The sequence below is a fragment of the Hydrogenophaga sp. L310 genome (genome assembly GCF_055703065.1).
Map to the genome: position 1 here is coordinate 62,246 of NZ_JBVPZA010000002.1, position 16,807 is coordinate 79,052.

Consider the following 16,807-nt stretch of genomic DNA (forward strand, 5'->3'; position numbering starts at 1 on the left):
GGGGGAGCCTCCGGCGAGAAGGGGCTCTCCCAACCCAGGATGCGGTGGAACCGGCTTAGCCGGGCCACTCGCATCGCCCCCTTGGGGGGTGACGCTGCAGGCGGCGCGGGGGGTACCTCTACTTGCTGCTGACGTATTCCGCCACAGCCGCCATCTCCAGCTCCGTCATCTTCTCCGCCACCACGTGCATCACCGCGTTGTCGTTGGTGCGGTCGCGCTTGTTGAACGACTTCAGCTGGGTGTGGATGTAACCCGAGAACTGGGTCGCCAGGCGGGGCAGGTTGGCTGCACCTTCGGCGTTTTGTCCGTGGCAGCTCACGCAGGCCGGCACGCCGCTGAACTTGTTGCCGTTGTGGTAGATGTACCGGCCCATCGCCGCGAGTTGCGGCTCCTTGGCCTCCTCGCGCGGGATGCTGAACTTCTCGTAGTACTTGCCCAGCGCCAGCATCTCGTCGGGTGTGAGCTTGCTCACCATCTCGGCCATGGCTGTGCTCTTGCGCTGGCCGCTCTTGAAAGCGTTGAGCTGCTTGGCGACGTACTCGGCGTGTTGTCCTGCCAGACGCGGAAACACCTCGCTGGTGGACTCGCCTTGGGCACCGTGGCAGAGGAAACAGGAGCCGCCAGCGATTTTTTTGGCCCGTGCTTCGTCGGCCTGGGACCAGGCGCCGGCGCTGCCCAGCAGCAGTGCGGCGACGGCAACCACCTGGGTGGTAAGGGTGAGTCTGGCAACTTTCATTGCATAACCTCTGACTGATATTTGAAAGCCAAAAAAACGCCCCGGCCTGCGCCAGGGCGTTGTGGAGCATCAGGCCAGGGTGTCGGCCCAGATGTTGCGCGACCAGGCGTGGGCATAGCGGCCTTCGAGCTCGCTGGCAGCGGTCGACACACCTCCGGAGCCGGGCACGGTCAGCATGGTCTTCTTCTCGGCGTCGTAGCGGTGCACGCTGGCCACGTGCACCACGTCTTCGTCGGTCACGAAGCTGTAGCAGGTGTTGGCATAGATGGGCAATGCGAGCGGCTCCTTGCCTGCCAGCAGGGCCACCACGGCGGCCGCACAGGTCTTGCCGTGCTGGTTGGCCATGTGGCCCGACTTGGGCATGCCGGGCGCGATCTGGATCGAGTCACCCAGCACGTGGATGTTCTTCCTCGCCTTCGATTCAAAGGTCAGGAAGTCGACTTCGCACCAGCGGTTGTTGGCGGTGGCCAGACCGGTGGAGACGGCGATGGCGCCAGCGCGCATGTTGGGCACCACGTTGGCGACACCGGCCTTGAAGTCGTCGTTGAATTCGAACTTCAGGGTGTTGGTGGCGGCGTCCACGTCGACCACCTTGTGCTTGGGGCGGTACTCGATCATGCCGTCGTAGTGGTCCTTCCAGGCCTTCATGAACAGGCCCTTCTTCGACTGGATGTCGTCGTTGGCATCGAAGATCACGACCTTGCTCTTGGGTTTGGCCTTCTTGAAGTAGTTGGCCACCATGCAGGCCCGCTCGTAAGGGCCGGGCGGGCAGCGGTAAGGTGCCAGTGGGATCGACAGGGCGTAGACGCCGCCGTCGGGCATGGCTTCGAGCTGCTTGCGCAGGGCGACGGTCTGCGCGCCGGCCTTCCAGGCGTGCAGCACCTTGTCTTGCGCGCCGGGCTTGGCCATGCCGGGCAGGGTGTCCCACATGAAGTCGATGCCGGGCGAGAGGATCAGGCGGTCGTAGGGCAGCTCGCCGCCGCTGGCGAGTTTCACCATGCGTTTCTCGGCGTCGATGCTCGCGACCATGTCGCGCACGATCTTCACGCCGTGGCGTTTTTCCAGGTTGTCGTAGGGCGTGGTGATGTCGGCGATGGTCTTGCTGCCCTGGATCACCAGGTTGGAAATCGGGCAGGAGACGAAGGCCGGATTCGGCTCGATCAGCGTGACATTGATACCGTAGTCGGAGAACAGGCGCACGTATTTGGCGGCGGTGGCGCCGCCGTAGCCACCCCCGACCACCACCACCTTGGCACCACTGGCGCCTCCAGCCGCACAGCCACCCAGCAGGCCCAGACCCGCAACCGCCGAACCGGCGCCCAGCGTTTGAACAAATTGACGACGTTGCATCATGGTGGGTTCTCCTTATTTTTTCAGGGCTGAGAAGTAGGCGGCCAGCTGTTGCAGCTGTTCGTCGGAATAGCCCTTGGAGAGCTGGTGCATGATGGTGGCGGGCTTCTTGCCGGTCTTGAAGTCCATCATCTTCTGGAGCAGTTCGTCCTTGTCCTTGCCGGCCAGGGATTCCATGCCGGCCTCGGCCTTGCCCATGGTGCCGTGGCAGTTGGCACAAGCCGCCGCCCACGCGCGCACCTGGCTCACCTCGGCCTGCACACCAAAAGCGGCTGCGCTCAGCGCTCCCACTGCCAGCCATTTCATTGTTTTGATCATCGTCACCTCCAGAGTGTGGTTGGAAAAAACACCATCTAAAACTGTAGCAGAGGGTCTTCCGGTGCGCCAAGCATCAGTAATTCCGCATATTTAGATGATTGATGCTAGCACCGTGATCGGACCCTCCAAACCGTAAAAACCCTATCGGATTTCGTTCGCAATCGGGCGAAAAAGTCAGCGCGGGGTAAGGGTTTGCGGTTTTCCAGGTCGACGAGGGATGTCCATGTTTCGGGGGCCTGTTGGTGCGCCTCCTGTCAGAAAAGTGTGGAAATTCGGGTTTACACTAATCTGTATATAGGCATTCAATCATATAGTTGATTGATCGAAGTCAAACAGATCTGGAGACCACCGGTGGATGACATGCACGAGGTTTTTGAGTCCGTGGCGCGCTACTTCAGCGTGCTCGGCGAGCCTACGCGGCTGCGCATCCTGTACGCGCTGTGTCAGGAAGAAAAGTGCGTCAACGAGATCATCAAGGTGACGGCGCTGGCGCAGGCCAATGTGTCGCGCCATCTTGGTCTCATGTACCAGGCTGGCATGTTGTCGCGCCGCCGTGAGGGTACCCAGATTTTTTACAAGGTGGCCGATCCCATGTACGTCGAGCTGTGCCGCACGGTGTCGATGCAGGTGGCCGATCGAGCAGACAGCACGTCAGTTTCCCGAGAAAGTTTCAACCATTTTGTTGAAGACATGACCCCGCGCCAAAGCCCCAAGGTCAAAACCAAAGCCAGGGCCAAACGCAATCCCCCCGCCAACCAGAAGGAAGAAGCAAGTGTCTAAAGACCTGAGCGAAGTGATTGGACGCGTGATCCCCGCGCCCGAAAATTTTCTGAGTCCCGAGAAGCTCGAACAGGCGCGCAAGGCCCGTCGAAGCTTCATGGGCAAGGCATTGGCCATGGGCGCCGGTGTGGCCGCCACGGCCGGAGCCGCCACGCGCGCCATGGCCGCTGATGGCGAGGAAGCCATCCTCAAGATGCCCGAGCACTCCACCGGGCTGGGACAGGCGGTGGCTATCGAAGACGGCTATGGCAAGCCCAGCAAGTGGGAAACCAACCTGCGCCGCCGCCAGAGCCCGGGCCTGACCCGTGTGGACCAGGCTTCGGTGAGCTTCACGCCGCTGCAGGGCCTGTTCGGCATCATCACGCCCAGCGGCCTGCACTTCGAGCGCCACCATCAGGGCTGGTGGGACATCGACCCGTCCAAGCACCGCCTGATGATCAACGGTCTGGTCAAGCGCCAGCGCGTCTTCACCATGGACGACCTGATGCGCCTGCCCAGCGTGTCGCGCATCCACTTCATCGAGTGCGGCGCCAACACCGCGACCGAATGGGGCAACGTGGCCGTGCCCACCGTGCAGTACACGCACGGCATGGTCAGCTGCTCCGAGTTCACCGGCGTGCTGCTGTCCACGCTGCTGGAAATGTGCGGCTACGACAAGAAGGCCGCCAAATACGTGCTCGCCGAAGGGGCCGACGGTTCTTCCATGACCCGCACGATCGACATCGAGCGCGCCATGGACGATTGCATCGTGGCCTGGGCCATGAACGGCGAAATGCTGCGCCCCGAGAACGGCTATCCGCTGCGCCTCGTGGTGCCGGGCATCCAGGGCGTGAGCTGGGTCAAGTACCTGCGCCGCATCGAAGTGGGCGACCAGAAATACGCGACCAAAGACGAGGCGGTGCACTACATCGATCACATGCCCGATGGCACGCACCGCCAGTACACCGGCATCCAGGAAACCAAGAGCGTGATCACCACGCCTTCGGCTGGCCAGACGTTGCTGGACAAGGGTTACTACAACGTGACCGGTCTGGCCTGGTCGGGCCGCGGCTCGATCAAGCGCGTGGACGTGAGCGTGGACGGTGGCCGCAACTGGCGCACCGCCCGCATCGAAGGCCCGGTGCTGCCCAAGGCCATGACGCGCTTCAACATCGACTGGGTGTGGGATGGCAAACCCGCCATCCTGCAGGCCCGTGCCATCGACAGCACCGGCTATGTGCAGCCCAAGATCAACCAGCTGCGTGCCGTGCGCGGCACCAAGTCCGTCTACCACCAGAACGCCATCCAGAGCTGGCTGGTGTCCGAAAACGGTGAAGTCTCCAACGTGCAGGTGTACTGATGAAATCCATTTTTAAACTCTCAACGAAAGCCGTTGTTCTGGCGTCTGCGCTCTCGCTGGGTTCTGCCTTTGCGCAGACCGCGCCGTGGCACAACATGGGCCGCGACGCCACGCCCGCCGAGGTGAAAGCCTGGGACATCGATGTGCGCCCCGACTTCAAAGGCCTCCCCGCTGGTGCGGGCAGCGTCTCGCAGGGTGAAGCGGTCTGGGAAGTCAAGTGCGCTTCCTGCCACGGTTCGTTTGGTGAGTCCAACGAGGTGTTCACGCCCATCATCGGCGGCACCACCAAGGACGATATCAAGAACGGTCGCGTGAAGGGCCTGGAAGAGGGCAAGAGCATCTCGCCCCAGAAGACCACCATCATGAAGGTGGCCACGGTCTCCACGATCTGGGATTACATCAACCGCGCCATGCCCTGGAACGCGCCCAAGACGCTGACCACCGACGAGGTCTATGGCGTGACGGCTTACCTGCTGAGCCTGGCCGAGATCGTTCCGGCGGATTTCACCTTGACCGACAAGAACATCGCCGAGGTTCAGAAGCGCATGCCCAACCGCAACGGCATGGTGTTCTACGAGCCGCTGTGGAAGGCGAACGGCAAGGGCGATGTGAAGAACGTAGCCTGCATGAAAGACTGCTCGGTGGATCCCACCGTGCGCTCATTCCTGCCCGACTTTGCCCGCGATGCTCACGGCAACATACAGGAGCAGAACCGGGTGATCGGTCCGGTTCGTGGTGCCGACACCACCAAGCCCGCGCCCAAAGGTCCTGTGGGTTCGGTTGCACCGGCTCCGGTGGTGCTGGCCGCCCGCACGGCCACCGGTGGCGCTGACACCAAAGGCATGCTCAACACCAACGCCTGCACGGCCTGCCACGGCTTGAAGAGCAAGATCGTCGGCCCCGGCTTCAACGAAATCGCTGCCAAATACAAGGGCAAGGCCGACGCCGAAGCCTATCTGGAAGGCAAGATCAAGGCGGGTGGTTCGGGTGTCTGGGGTGCCGTGCCCATGCCGGCCCAGGACCAACTCTCGGCCGCTGACGCCAAGACCATCGCCAAATGGATTGTGGAGGGCGCGAAATAAACCGGAATTCTCCCAACTTGTATGCGCCGCGGAGGTGACGTGATCCACGTGTCTCTTCAAATATGCGCATTTAATCGTTAACCCCCATACGTTTTTTACCAAGGAGACCCTAAGCTATGAAGATGGATTTCAAACAGGTTGTCCTCGCCGCTTCGGCCCTGCTGATCACCGCAGGTGCTTATGCCGTGGACGCTGCCGCTGCCAAGGCACTCGCTTCCAAGAACGCATGCCTGGCCTGCCACGCTGCGGACAAGAAGCTGGTGGGACCCTCATACAAGGACGTGGCCGCCAAGCACAAGGGCCAGGCCGATGCCGAAGCCAAGGTGGTCGCACGCATCAAGTCTGGCGGTTCCGGCATGTACGGTCCGGTGCCCATGCCTCCCCAGCCGAACCTGAAGGATGACGAGCTCAAGCTGCTCGCCGCCTGGGTCCTGGCCGGTGCCCCCGATAAGTAAACTCACCCTCACTTTTTTTCAGGAGTTCCCCATGAACAGTTCCCGTCGCACAGCCATCAAGTCCACCGGCGCGTTCGCCTCCCTGATCGCCCTGGGCCTCGTCACCCAGAGCCAGGCCCAGGCCGCCGTGGATCACGCCAGCTTCCAGGTCAAGACCCTGGAAGATGCCCTCAAGGCCATCGGTGGCACCGCTGCCTCCAGCGACCAGGTTTCCGTGGTGTCGCCCGACATCGCTGAAAACGGCGCCGTGGTGCCCGTGGGCGCCACCAGCAAGCTGCCCAACACGACCGAGATGTACCTCATCGTCGAGAAGAACCCGACCCCGCTGTCGTGCGCTTTCATGATCCCCGCCGGTACAGCTGCCGACGTGCAGACCCGTCTGAAGATGGGCCAGAGCACGAACGTGGTTGCCGTGGTCAAGGCCGACGGCAAGCTGTTCTCGGCCACCAAAGAAACCAAAGTGACGCTGGGTGGCTGCGGCGGCTGATCGCCCCGAGCTCACACCACACATCCCCCGCTAACCATATTTTTTGAATTGATAGGAGTCCATCATGGCTGATCCGATGCGCATCCGTGCCGCCCTCGCTGGCGACGAAACCACCGTTCGCGTGCTCATGTCCCACCCCATGGAACCCGGTACCCGCAAGGACGCGGCCGGCGCCCTCATTCCCGCCCACTTCATCAAGGATGTGGAAGCCACCAGCGCCGGCAAGACCGTTCTGAAGGCGATGTTCAGTGGCTCCGTGTCGCAGAATCCCTTCCTGTCCTTCAAGTTCAAGGGCGGCGCCAAGGGTGACAAGGTCGTGGTGAAGTGGACCGACAGCAAAGGCGATTCCCGCACCGACGAAGCCGCCATCGCCTGATCGGGCGCGGGCAAGAGACGGCCAGTCACGCCAGGTGCTGGCCGTTTTTGATTTTTCACTGCACAAGAAGGAGACCCCCAGATGAAACAAGCCGTGGTTTACCGCAGCGCTTTTGTGGCCGCCGCACTGACACTGGGTGCTGCTGCGGCGTCTGCCCAGGGCAATGCCACGCTCGATGGCATCGCCAAGTACCGTGAGATGCTGCAGGATGGCAATCCGGCCGAGCTGTTCGAAATGAAGGGCGAAGAGCTCTGGAAACAGAAGCGCGGTCCGAAGGCTGCCACGCTGGAACAGTGCGATCTGGGCAAGGGGCCTGGCGTGCTGAAGGGGGCGTTCACCGAGTTGCCGCGCTACTTCAAGGACACCGGCAAGGTGATGGACCTGGAGACGCGCCTGATCCACTGCATGACCACCTTGCAGGGGTTTGATTCGGCCGAGCTTTACAAGGCAGCGCCATCGATCGGCAAGGGTGAAGGCGCCAATCTGGTGGCCATCACAACCTACGTAGCGACCCAGTCCAAGGGTATGCGCTTCAACCTGCCGAACAACACCGAGCAGGAAAAGGCGATGTACGAAGTGGGCAAACGCCTGTTCTTTCAGCGCAGTGGCCCGCACGACTTTGCGTGCTCGTCCTGCCACGGCGTCGAAGGGGGGCGCATCCGCCTGCAGGACTTGCCCAACCTGACCAAGAATCCGGGTGACGGCATTGGTTTCGCCGCATGGCCTGCCTATCGGGTCTCCAACTCGCAGATGTGGACCATGCAGAAGCGCCTGAACGATTGCTACCGCCAGCAGCGCTTCCCTGAACCCAAGTTCGGCAGCGATGCCACCATTGCCCTGGGCGTTTACATGGGCGTCAACGCCAAGACCGCCGAATCCATTGTGCCGGCCATCAAGCGCTGATCAGGAGACTCAACCCATGAAAAAATCGATCTCTTTTGCACTCGTTCCTCTGGCCGTGGTTGCGCTCAGCGCCTGCACGACAGGCGTCGGTGGAGCGGACTACGACAAGATGCACGCCAATGTGGTGGCCTCTTCTTTCCAGCCCAAAGGCATTGCCACGATGGAATACCTCAAGCAGGACGAAACCAACCGCCTGTGCAGCGCTGCCGATGTCGCGGGCAAGCCCCTGGATGAGAAGACCGCCAAAGCCATCGAAGCCGCCGAGCTCAAGACCGTGAAGATGCCCAGTGACGGCAAGTTCCTGGGTGACTGGAAAGAGGGCGAAAAAATTGCCCAGAGCGGCCGTGGCCTGACCTGGACAGACAAGGCCGAAGCCGCCAATGGGGGCAACTGCTACAACTGCCACCAGATGGACAAGAAGGAAATCTCTTTCGGCAACCTGGGTCCCAGCCTGTACAACTACGGCAAGCTGCGCGGTGTGACGGATCCGAATGCCGCCGCATCCAAGGCGATCGTGGAATACACCTGGGGCAAGCTGTGGAACTCGCGTGCCTACAACGCCTGTTCCCAGATGCCGCGCGCAGGCCACAAGGGCATTCTCAACGAGAAGCAGCTTCAACACGTGATGGCGCTGTTGCTCGACCCCGCTTCACCGGTGAACCAGTGATGAAACCACGCCCACAGGACGCCTGACCTGTGGTGCGGCCTGCTCCCGGTATCGAACCGGGGGCAGGATGTCGGCAAAAAAATTTGGCGCAAATATCAGCAATCAATTGTTAAGGAATGTTTATGAGCTTCAGTCGTCGTGAATTCATGCAGGTGCTGGCCGTGGCCAGTGCGGGTGGCATGGCTCTGGACCACAAGGATGTGCTGGCCGGCAAGCCGGGTGCGGGTCAAGCGATGTACGACTTGCCCAAGTTCGGCAACGTCAGCTTCCTGCACTTCACCGACTGCCACGCGCAGCTGATGCCCATCTACTTCCGCGAGCCCAACGTGAACCTGGGCGTGGCCGAGGCCGTGGGCCGTCCGCCGCACATCGTGGGCGAGGGTCTGCTCAAGCACTTCAATATCCGCCCCGGGACCCCCGAGGCCCATGCCTTCACCTACCTGAACTTTGAAAGCGCTGCCAAGACCTATGGCAAGGTCGGCGGCTTTGCGCACCTGGCCACGCTGATCAAGCAGATGCGCGCCAGCCGCCCCTACGCCATGCTGCTCGACGGTGGCGACACCTGGCAGGGCAGTGCCACCGCGCTCTGGACCAATGGCCAGGACATGGTCGACGCCTGCAAGCTGCTCGGCGTCAACGCCATGTGCCCGCACTGGGAATTCACGTTGGGCGAAAAGCGCGTGCAGGAAATCGTGGAGAAGGACTTTGCCGGCAAGCTCGACTTCCTGGCGCAGAACGTCAAGACCAACGACTTCGGTGACCCGGTGTTCAAGCCCTACGTCATCAAGGAAATGAACGGCGTGCCGGTGGCCGTGATCGGCCAGGCCTTTCCCTACACGCCCATCGCCAACCCGGGCTACATGGTGTCGAACTGGACCTTCGGTATCCAGGACGAGAACATGCAGAAGATGGTGGACGAGGCCCGCTCCAAGGGCGCACAGGCCGTGGTGGTCATCTCGCACAACGGCATGGACGTGGACATCAAGATGGCTTCGCGCGTGACCGGCATCGACGCCATTCTCGGCGGCCACACACACGACGGCATGCCCGCTCCCATCGTGGTGAAGAACGCCAAAGGCCAGACCCTGGTGACCAACGCCGGATCCAACAGCAAGTTCCTCGGCGTGCTCGACTTCGACGTGCGCGGTGGCAAGGTGCAGGACTTCCGCTACAAGCTGCTGCCGGTGTTTGCCAACCTGCTGCCGGCCGACCAGGAGATGCAGACCTACATCGACAAGGTGCGCGCGCCCTACAAGGCCAAGCTCGACGAAAAGCTGGCCGTGTCCGAAGGCCTGCTCTACCGCCGTGGCAACTTCAACGGCTCGTGGGACCAGCTCATTGTCGACGCGCTGATGGAAGTGAAGGGTGCCGACCTGGCGTTCTCGCCCGGCTTCCGCTGGGGCACCACCATCCTGCCGGGCCAGGCGATCACGCGCGAACTCATGATGGACCAGGTGGCCATCACCTACCCGACCAGCACGCTCACCGAAATGAGCGGCGAGACCATCAAGACCGTGCTGGAAGACGTGTGCGACAACCTGTTCAACCCCGACCCCTACTACCAGCAGGGCGGCGACATGGTGCGTGTGGGCGGTCTGGCCTACACCTGCGACCCCAAGGCCGGCTCGGGCAAGCGCATCAGCAACATGATGCTCAAGGGAAAGACCATCGAAGCTGGCAAGACCTACAAGGTGGCTGGCTGGGCGCCGGTGGCCGAAGGTGCCAAGGGCGAGCCGATCTGGGACGTGATGGAGACCTATTTCAAGAGCCACAAAACCATCACCACGCGCAAGCTCAACACCCCCAAAGTGGAAGGCATGCAAGGCAATCCCGGCATAGCTGCCTGAGCGGTATGCCCCGGGCGTGAACAGGTGGATGGCGCGTTTGATATGCTTCCTCCGCCTGTTTACTCTCCAAGGAATTTTCGATGATCAAGAACGCAGGGATGCTGATCGCGGTGCTGGTGCTCGCGGGTTGTGCATCTTCAAAACCCTTCTGGGCCAAGCCCAACGTGTCCTCCGATGACACCTACACCCAGTTGTCCGAGTGTCGCTTCCAGGTGGGCTTGAACAAGGTTCCCAAATCAGAGCAGGAACTCATGGTGGCGCACTGCATGCGCGGCAAGGGCTTCCGGCTGCTGGCCAACGACAGCTGAGCACCCGTGGGGCGCTGAGTCACCAGCAAAAAATCCCCTCGCGGCGCGGCTGTGAAGGGGATTTTTTTGTGCCCCCGATATGTCCCCAGGAAAGCGTTGGCTGAACGGGCGCCGTGGGGGGATATACCCAGAAACACAAAAGCCCCGGAGTACGGGGCTTGTGGTTGGTCTTGTGGACTCCTTGGGAAGTCCGGAAACCAGTCTGTGGCGAAGAGATCATCCGCAAGATCATGGGTGTGCCCGAGGCGGGTGAGCTCAAGGGCAACAGGCAGATCACCGGCCTGGGGCGCGGCCCGGCCACCAGCAACAAGGTGTTCATCATCGAACCGGGCGATGGCGTGCGCGCCGACTTCAACAGCACCTTGGCCCAACTGGCCGCAGAAAAATCCGCCATCGACTGGAGCGTCAACTGCGGCAACATGTCGGCGGCCATCCCGATGTTCCTGCTGCACAACGGCTTGCTCCGCGCAGGCGACCCGAGCACCGAAGTCCGGATCTTCAACACCAATACCGCTGTGGTGACGGACTGCAGGGTGCGCACCCCGGGCGGTGTGCCGGTGGTTCCGGCCGACACCGAGATTCCCGGGGTCCATGGCCGGTTTCCGGGTGTGGAGCTGAGCCTGCGGGATCCGGTGGGCGCCAAGACCGGTTTGCTGCTGCCCACCGGCCGCGTGCGCGACGTGTTCGATGGCATCGAAGTCAGCTGCGTCGACGTGGCCGTGCCGATGGTGATCCTGCGTGCCGACGCGGTGGGTCTGCGGGGCGACGAGTCGGTGGCCAGCCTGAATGCCAACGAGTCGCTCAAGTTGCGGTTGCGCTCGATCTGGGTGCAGGCCGGTCTGGCCATGCAGCTCAAGAAGAAGGGTGTGCCCATGACCGGGGACGAGCTTGCCGCCAGCGAAACCGTGCCCAAGGTCTGTCTGGTGTCGTTACCGACCCAGGGTGGGCACATCTCGGCACGCTATTTCACGCCCCAGGAGTCGCACGCATCGCTGGCCGTGACGGGCGGATGCTGCCTCGCCGCCGCCTGCCTGATCCCTGGTACCACCGCGAATGGCACCGCCGAGGGCTTGGAGCCGCTGGCCGCACACTATGCGGAGCGCGCTGTGGCCATGGAAAATCCGGCAGGCATTCTGCGGGCGCGTGTGTTCGGTCGCCAGGTGGCCGAGGGGGACCTTGCTTTTCCCTGGGTCGCCTACGAACGCAATGCACAGCTCTTCATGGACGGTTGTTTTCACATCCACCGGCCTTCCGAGGCCCTTGTTGAGACGATGCGCGCCTTGGGGCGGCGTGACACGTTCTGAAGTCATGCCCCATCGACCCAGCTGGAAATTTCTGTCATGAAGATCGCCATCCTCGACGACTACCAGGACGCCGTGCGCAGCCTGCCGTGTTTTGCACTGATCGATGGCCACGCTGTGGACGTGTTCACCGAGCCCATGGGCGAGGATGAGCTGGCACAACGCCTGGCCGAGCACGAAGCAGTGGTGCTGATCCGGGAAAGAAGTCACATGACGGCCTCCTTGCTGGCGCGACTGCCCAGGCTTCGCCTCATTTCCCAGACCGGCAAGGTCAGCGGCAATGTGGACATGGAGGCGGCACAACGGCGCGGGGTCACGGTGAAGGAAGGCATGGGCGACCCCACCGCACCGGCCGAGCTGAGCTGGGCTTTGATGATGGCCGCTTACCGGCGCATTCCGCAGTATGTGGCGCACATGAAGGCCGGCCGCTGGCAGATGAGCTCGGCCGACCCTGCCCACAATGGCATCGGGCGGGCCGTCAAAGGCGATGTCCTGGGCATCTGGGGCTACGGAAAGATCGGCCAGCGCATGGCGCGCTATGCCCGGGCATTCGACATGGATGTGCTCGTCTGGGGCCGGGAGGCCAGCCGCGACAAGGCGCTTGCTGACGGCTGTCGGATGGCCGGGTCGAAACAGGCCCTGTTCGAGCAGGCCGACGTCCTCACCTTGCACCTCCGGCTCAACGAAGCCACCCGCGGTATCGTGAAAGCCAGTGATCTGGCGCTGATGAAACCGACTGCGCTGCTGGTCAACACCAGTCGCTCGGAGCTGATCGAAGCGGGCGCCCTGTTGGTTGCCTTGCAGCAGGGCAGGCCCGGTTTTGCGGCGCTCGACGTGTTCGATCACGAACCCGTCAACCCTCAGGACCCGCTGCTGCAGATGGACAACGTGCTGACCACCCCCCATCTGGGCTATGTGGAGCAAAAAGGATACGAGTTGTACTTCTCCGCCGCTTTGCGCAATGTGGTGGACTTTGCCGCTCAAGCCAACGATTCAATACAGAAGCCTGGCTGCTGAAGCACGGCGATGTCGGTAAACAGGCATCCGCCTGAGGGGTCACCTCAAGGATGACGCTATTCACCGTGTCCCGTTCAATGAGTGCAGGGACCATGGTCAGTGCGTGACCGTCATCGACTTGCCCGCCGATCGCGGTTGCCCGTTGTGAGCTGACCCCGGAGCGTAAACGCAACTGCAACCTTGCACATGGTGATGTCGGGTCTGGTTCAGGCTTGTACGACGTCCACTCTCGGTGTTCGGCGTGTGTCGTCGCCGCGCCAGCTCGGGATGGCTTATTACAAACCTTAGCTGATGCGGGTTTGATGGCCTTGAGGGTGGCGGCAGACCATTTTCGCGTGCCCCATGGTTACACGTACCTGGAGTGTTGGAGAACGTCATCGTGACCGGCGAAATGTGGCGTTCTATGGCCGAGTCGGACCTCATCCGAGATCGGGCCTGAGAGCCCTTTTTTTCTGCGGCCTGCCGCTCACCGCACCCAGATCGCCACCACCACCACCACCCTGGTCAGCGCTGCGCCCGTTACGAAGGCCGAACCGTGCGTCAGCCAGGGCATCCAGAGATTCTTTCGGGGCTGGGCGAGCAATGCCAGCTGCTGCAGCTTGGCACTCACTCGTCGCACGACCGGGTCGACTTCCTTCTTGAACATTTCCAGCGCACCTTCCTGCATGGCCCTGAGTTGAGCCTCGCGCGAGGAGGCTGTCGCCTCGGTCAGATATCCGTCGGATCGTTCGCCAAGGTGGCCAGATCGATCTTGGTACCTTTTGATCCGCGCATAGATCTCGTTGGCGCCCAGACAGCACTTCGGGTTCGCGCGGGCGATCGGGTGCTGCTTGAGGAACGTCAGCAGGGGATCAAAGGCCTGCGCCACCTTGTCCCCGTCTTCGATCATGTTGAACACCAGCTTCAGGCGCGCAGCCGGCACGCCGATCCGGTTCAGCTCGACCAGGGTGGCGATCGTGTCCATCTGCTGTTTCAGCCTGGGCACCGCGGGCACCACAAACCCATCGAAATCTTCATGACTGCCCCGGTAACGCTGCATCTGGCCCATCAGGTCCTCCACGTTGCTGGCCCCGATGTCCACGACCACGCTGGCCACGGTCTGCAGGTACTTCCTGCAGCTCGCCGAACTGGCGGCCCCGCAATGCCTGCCCCTGACCCTCGTCGGCGTTCAGGCTCTCGATGACGATGAGCTCGGACCGAACCGGAAGCCAGGCCCAAAGCCAGCCGCGCCACCTCGCGCTGCACGGTGCTCTTGCTCACGCTCACCCCGGCTTCGGCCAGGGCTGTGCGGATCGCTTCGAGGGTGTAGCCCTGTGCACGAAGCTGTCGGATGTCGGCCGCGAAGCCACGGGTGCGGCGCGTGCTTTGACCCGGTGGATCCTTCGGTGCCAGCTTCATGACGGTCCTCTGATTCGGTGGTGTTTCACTCCCGACCCGTTTCTGGTTCGCTGTTGCATCGGGGGTGACCCGCTCTCGGTTGGTTTGTCCCGGTGCCGGATCGCCCTTAGTGCGCTTGGCTGTTTGTTCACGGGAGTGAGACCCATCATCGACCCGAAAAAGCACCTTGCCGGCGCTGGATTCAGGGCCGAATCGAGCACATAGCGGGAGTCGATCCAGGCCCAGACTGCCTCCATGGTTGAGTGCAGGAAAGGCGGCCCGCCGCCGATTTCACAAGCGCCTCGCTTCGTTCACGTTTTGCACCTTTCGGTTGGTCCATGAACACCCATAACCCTGATTTCGTCACGGTCGATATGCGCGGTTTGAAAGGTGCTCTGGTGGCCCGCGCGCAGGCACAACGGGTCAGCGTTTCAGTGCTGGTCCGGCGGGCCGTGGCCTGCGATCTTGGGCTGGAAGACCCGTCCGCACCGCGGGGTCATGAAGCCGCGAAAGGCTCAGTACCCAGAGGCGCCAGAGTCAAGTTGTCAATCAGATTGACAACTTCAGAGGCGGACCGGCTGATTGCTGGTGCACGTTCAGCGGGCCTTTCGAGGGGTGCCTACCTGGCCGGTCTCATCGCGGGTATCCCTGCGCTGACATCCGGGGCCAGCGGAGTCGAGCAGCTTGCCGCGCTCACGGCGTCGAACGCAGACCTCGCCAGCTTCAGCCGCAATGTCTACATCCTTACGCGGTTGCTGACCCAGGGAAATGTGTCGCAAGCGCTGGACTACCGCGACATGCTTGACACGCTGAACGGGGATGTGCAGCGACACCTCGTCCAGGCCTCAGCCTTGCTGGCCGATCTGCGCCCGCGCGGGAAGACCGTCGAATTCCAGCATCGATCCAAACGCTGAACTGAAGAAGAACCCCATGTCCCAAGCGCCGAACCACCCAGGCACCCAGCAGCAGCGACGTTTCACGTTGGAGGTCACGTGCTTGATTCAGCGGCCAGCACGGGGATCGGCTGGGGTGCTACTCGGTATCGGGCAGGAGATTGCCCTGCCGACTCAGCGGTGGCCATCTGCCCGCCGCTGCCCGTGTTTCGTACCAACGGTGCATGGCGGCGTCTTCCACCGCGTACTCCCCCCGGGCCGACTTCCACACCAGCGCTGGCGAGCGCTGACGCAGCGACTCCAGTGCGTTCTGCGCCTGTTGAGGCGTCACAACCTTGTCGCGTCCGGTCTTCGCGCGGTAGAAGCGCAGGGCTTCGGCGTCATAAGGCCGGAACCGCACGCCTTGCTCCAGCATGCGCCACAGCACAGCCTGCTCCAGCGGTTTCAGACCCAGGAAGTCCGATTCCATCTGGGCCTCGTCGTCCCGCTGGCGCTGCTCGGCGGCCTGCTGCATGGCGGGCTCGAATCGGCCCGTCAGCCCCGATAGCGGGCTGAGCACCTGACCCAGCGCTTCCATGAAGAACTGCGGCCGGTTGCCAAAACCCTCAAACGCCTTTTGCAGCGTGGTCTGGTCCACCGGCGCCAAGTCCGGGCGCTGCGCTTCGATCAGCTGCACGATGTGCGCCATGAAGTCGGCACCCAGCGCGGGCATGGTCTTGATCTGCGAGCCGAAGAAGGGCGAGCCATTGGTGTTCACCAGGCGCAGCAGCTTGTCGCGGTCCGAGCCCGACATCACCAGCATCAGGTTCACCAACCCCGGGCGGTTCAGCTGGTCGCGAGCCGACTTCAGTGCAGTCATGGCGGCTTCACCGGCTTCACTGGTCAGCGCGTGCTGGGCTTCGTCAATCACCAGCGCCACCGGTTTGCCAGCCGTTTCGTGCAGGGCGCGCAGCGCGTCCACCAGCGTCAGCCCGTCCAGCTTGCCGATGCGGCTGGTGTCAACGTTCAGCCAGCCAGCCAGGCTCAGCTTGTCCACGCCGGCCTTTTTGGCGGTGCGGGCCACCAAACCCAGGTGCGGCTGCAGGGCGCGGCCAATCGCGTCGGCGATCAGCACGCCAGGGTCGCGCGCGGCGTCGGCCCACAGGTCCACGTAAACCACCACCACACCGGCACGCTCCAGCGCCGGGCACAGGTCGCCGCGCAGAAAAGTGGTTTTCCCGGTGCGCCGGGGCGCGGCCAGGAACAGACCGTTGTGGGCGTCGCCAAAGGCGGTCTTGCCTTGCAGTTGGTGCACCAGTTCGTCGGCCAGGGTCGTGCGGGGGTAGGCGATCATGTTTATGACTTTTTAGTTTTGATTGGATAATTTATCTAAAAAAAAATAAAAGTCAATAAAATAACCGCCAAAACGTCATACTACTTGGATGAGCCAAGTCAGCGGTGCCTTGGCCACGATTGCTTTCACCGCTTGTTTGCGCCTGCTCAACTGACCACTCGGGGTTTTTTCTTCGTGAGCAAGGTCGTCAGGGTCGTTGACGCCGACCACTCTTGCCAGGCATTCAAAGCCATGAGGG

At 62.3% G+C, this 16,807-nt stretch carries 18 protein-coding genes; 13 read left to right on the forward strand and 5 right to left on the reverse strand.

Annotated elements, in window-relative coordinates; translation table 11 throughout:
- Positions 1-118: 118 nt before the first annotated feature.
- From AC0GNO_RS03920 to AC0GNO_RS03930, 3 genes are all read right to left on the reverse strand, one after another.
- Entirely contained in the window at positions 119-736 is a 618-nt protein-coding gene (locus AC0GNO_RS03920) for a c-type cytochrome (protein ID WP_472888322.1), read from the reverse strand.
- A gap of 69 nt (positions 737-805) precedes the next feature.
- Positions 806-2,086, reverse strand: a complete 1,281-nt coding sequence (locus AC0GNO_RS03925) for an FCSD flavin-binding domain-containing protein (protein WP_472888434.1) — start codon at positions 2,084-2,086, stop codon at positions 806-808.
- A gap of 15 nt (positions 2,087-2,101) precedes the next feature.
- Positions 2,102-2,404: a c-type cytochrome gene (locus tag AC0GNO_RS03930; RefSeq protein ID WP_305723101.1), complete on the reverse strand. Its 303-nt coding sequence runs from the start codon at positions 2,402-2,404 to the stop codon at positions 2,102-2,104.
- Positions 2,405-2,764: 360 nt separating this feature from the next.
- On the opposite strand from AC0GNO_RS03930, the gene AC0GNO_RS03935 reads away from it, so the two are divergent.
- The 12 genes from AC0GNO_RS03935 to AC0GNO_RS03990 all read left to right on the forward strand — a co-directional run bounded on the left by AC0GNO_RS03935 (position 2,765) and on the right by AC0GNO_RS03990 (position 12,966).
- Positions 2,765-3,184: an ArsR/SmtB family transcription factor gene (locus tag AC0GNO_RS03935; protein ID WP_472888433.1), complete on the forward strand. Its 420-nt coding sequence runs from the start codon at positions 2,765-2,767 to the stop codon at positions 3,182-3,184.
- Positions 3,177-4,523: a sulfite dehydrogenase gene (gene soxC / locus AC0GNO_RS03940; protein WP_472888321.1), complete on the forward strand. Its 1,347-nt coding sequence runs from the start codon at positions 3,177-3,179 to the stop codon at positions 4,521-4,523. The genes AC0GNO_RS03935 and soxC overlap by 8 nt, the downstream gene beginning before the upstream one ends.
- Positions 4,523-5,605 carry a c-type cytochrome gene (locus tag AC0GNO_RS03945; RefSeq protein WP_472888320.1) on the forward strand — a complete coding sequence of 361 codons (1,083 nt, stop codon included), beginning with the start codon at positions 4,523-4,525 and terminating at the stop codon, positions 5,603-5,605. The genes soxC and AC0GNO_RS03945 overlap by 1 nt, the downstream gene beginning before the upstream one ends.
- 122 nt (positions 5,606-5,727) lie before the next feature.
- Entirely contained in the window at positions 5,728-6,060 is a 333-nt protein-coding gene (locus AC0GNO_RS03950) for a c-type cytochrome (RefSeq protein WP_472903032.1), read from the forward strand.
- Positions 6,061-6,091: 31 nt separating this feature from the next.
- Complete coding sequence (gene soxY / locus AC0GNO_RS03955; protein ID WP_305723098.1) at positions 6,092-6,547, forward strand: thiosulfate oxidation carrier protein SoxY; 456 nt, start codon at positions 6,092-6,094, stop codon at positions 6,545-6,547.
- Between the two features lie 64 nt (positions 6,548-6,611).
- Positions 6,612-6,923 carry a thiosulfate oxidation carrier complex protein SoxZ gene (gene soxZ / locus AC0GNO_RS03960; RefSeq protein WP_177135562.1) on the forward strand — a complete coding sequence of 104 codons (312 nt, stop codon included), beginning with the start codon at positions 6,612-6,614 and terminating at the stop codon, positions 6,921-6,923.
- An 81-nt stretch (positions 6,924-7,004) separates the two neighbouring features.
- Positions 7,005-7,826, forward strand: a complete 822-nt coding sequence (soxA, locus tag AC0GNO_RS03965; RefSeq protein ID WP_472903033.1) for a sulfur oxidation c-type cytochrome SoxA — start codon at positions 7,005-7,007, stop codon at positions 7,824-7,826.
- Between the two features lie 16 nt (positions 7,827-7,842).
- Entirely contained in the window at positions 7,843-8,493 is a 651-nt protein-coding gene (soxX, locus tag AC0GNO_RS03970; RefSeq protein WP_472888317.1) for a sulfur oxidation c-type cytochrome SoxX, read from the forward strand.
- Positions 8,494-8,615: 122 nt separating this feature from the next.
- Positions 8,616-10,340, forward strand: a complete 1,725-nt coding sequence (gene soxB / locus AC0GNO_RS03975) for a thiosulfohydrolase SoxB (RefSeq protein WP_472903034.1) — start codon at positions 8,616-8,618, stop codon at positions 10,338-10,340.
- Positions 10,341-10,420: 80 nt separating this feature from the next.
- Positions 10,421-10,648 (forward strand): hypothetical protein, encoded by a 228-nt coding sequence (locus AC0GNO_RS03980; protein WP_472888315.1) that lies wholly within the window; start codon positions 10,421-10,423, stop codon positions 10,646-10,648.
- 113 nt (positions 10,649-10,761) lie between these two features.
- Positions 10,762-11,952: a PrpF domain-containing protein gene (locus tag AC0GNO_RS03985; protein WP_472903035.1), complete on the forward strand. Its 1,191-nt coding sequence runs from the start codon at positions 10,762-10,764 to the stop codon at positions 11,950-11,952.
- A 36-nt stretch (positions 11,953-11,988) separates the two neighbouring features.
- Positions 11,989-12,966: a D-2-hydroxyacid dehydrogenase family protein gene (locus tag AC0GNO_RS03990; protein WP_472903036.1), complete on the forward strand. Its 978-nt coding sequence runs from the start codon at positions 11,989-11,991 to the stop codon at positions 12,964-12,966.
- 466 nt (positions 12,967-13,432) lie between these two features.
- Here the strand turns inward: AC0GNO_RS03990 and AC0GNO_RS03995 are convergent, their stop codons facing one another.
- Positions 13,433-14,062, reverse strand: a complete 630-nt coding sequence (locus tag AC0GNO_RS03995; protein ID WP_472903037.1) for a hypothetical protein — start codon at positions 14,060-14,062, stop codon at positions 13,433-13,435.
- 619 nt (positions 14,063-14,681) lie between these two features.
- On the opposite strand from AC0GNO_RS03995, the gene AC0GNO_RS04000 reads away from it, so the two are divergent.
- Positions 14,682-15,257 carry a hypothetical protein gene (locus tag AC0GNO_RS04000; protein WP_472903038.1) on the forward strand — a complete coding sequence of 192 codons (576 nt, stop codon included), beginning with the start codon at positions 14,682-14,684 and terminating at the stop codon, positions 15,255-15,257.
- Between the two features lie 118 nt (positions 15,258-15,375).
- Here the strand turns inward: AC0GNO_RS04000 and AC0GNO_RS04005 are convergent, their stop codons facing one another.
- Entirely contained in the window at positions 15,376-16,569 is a 1,194-nt protein-coding gene (locus AC0GNO_RS04005) for an ATP-binding protein (RefSeq protein ID WP_472903039.1), read from the reverse strand.
- Positions 16,570-16,807 lie beyond the last annotated feature (238 nt).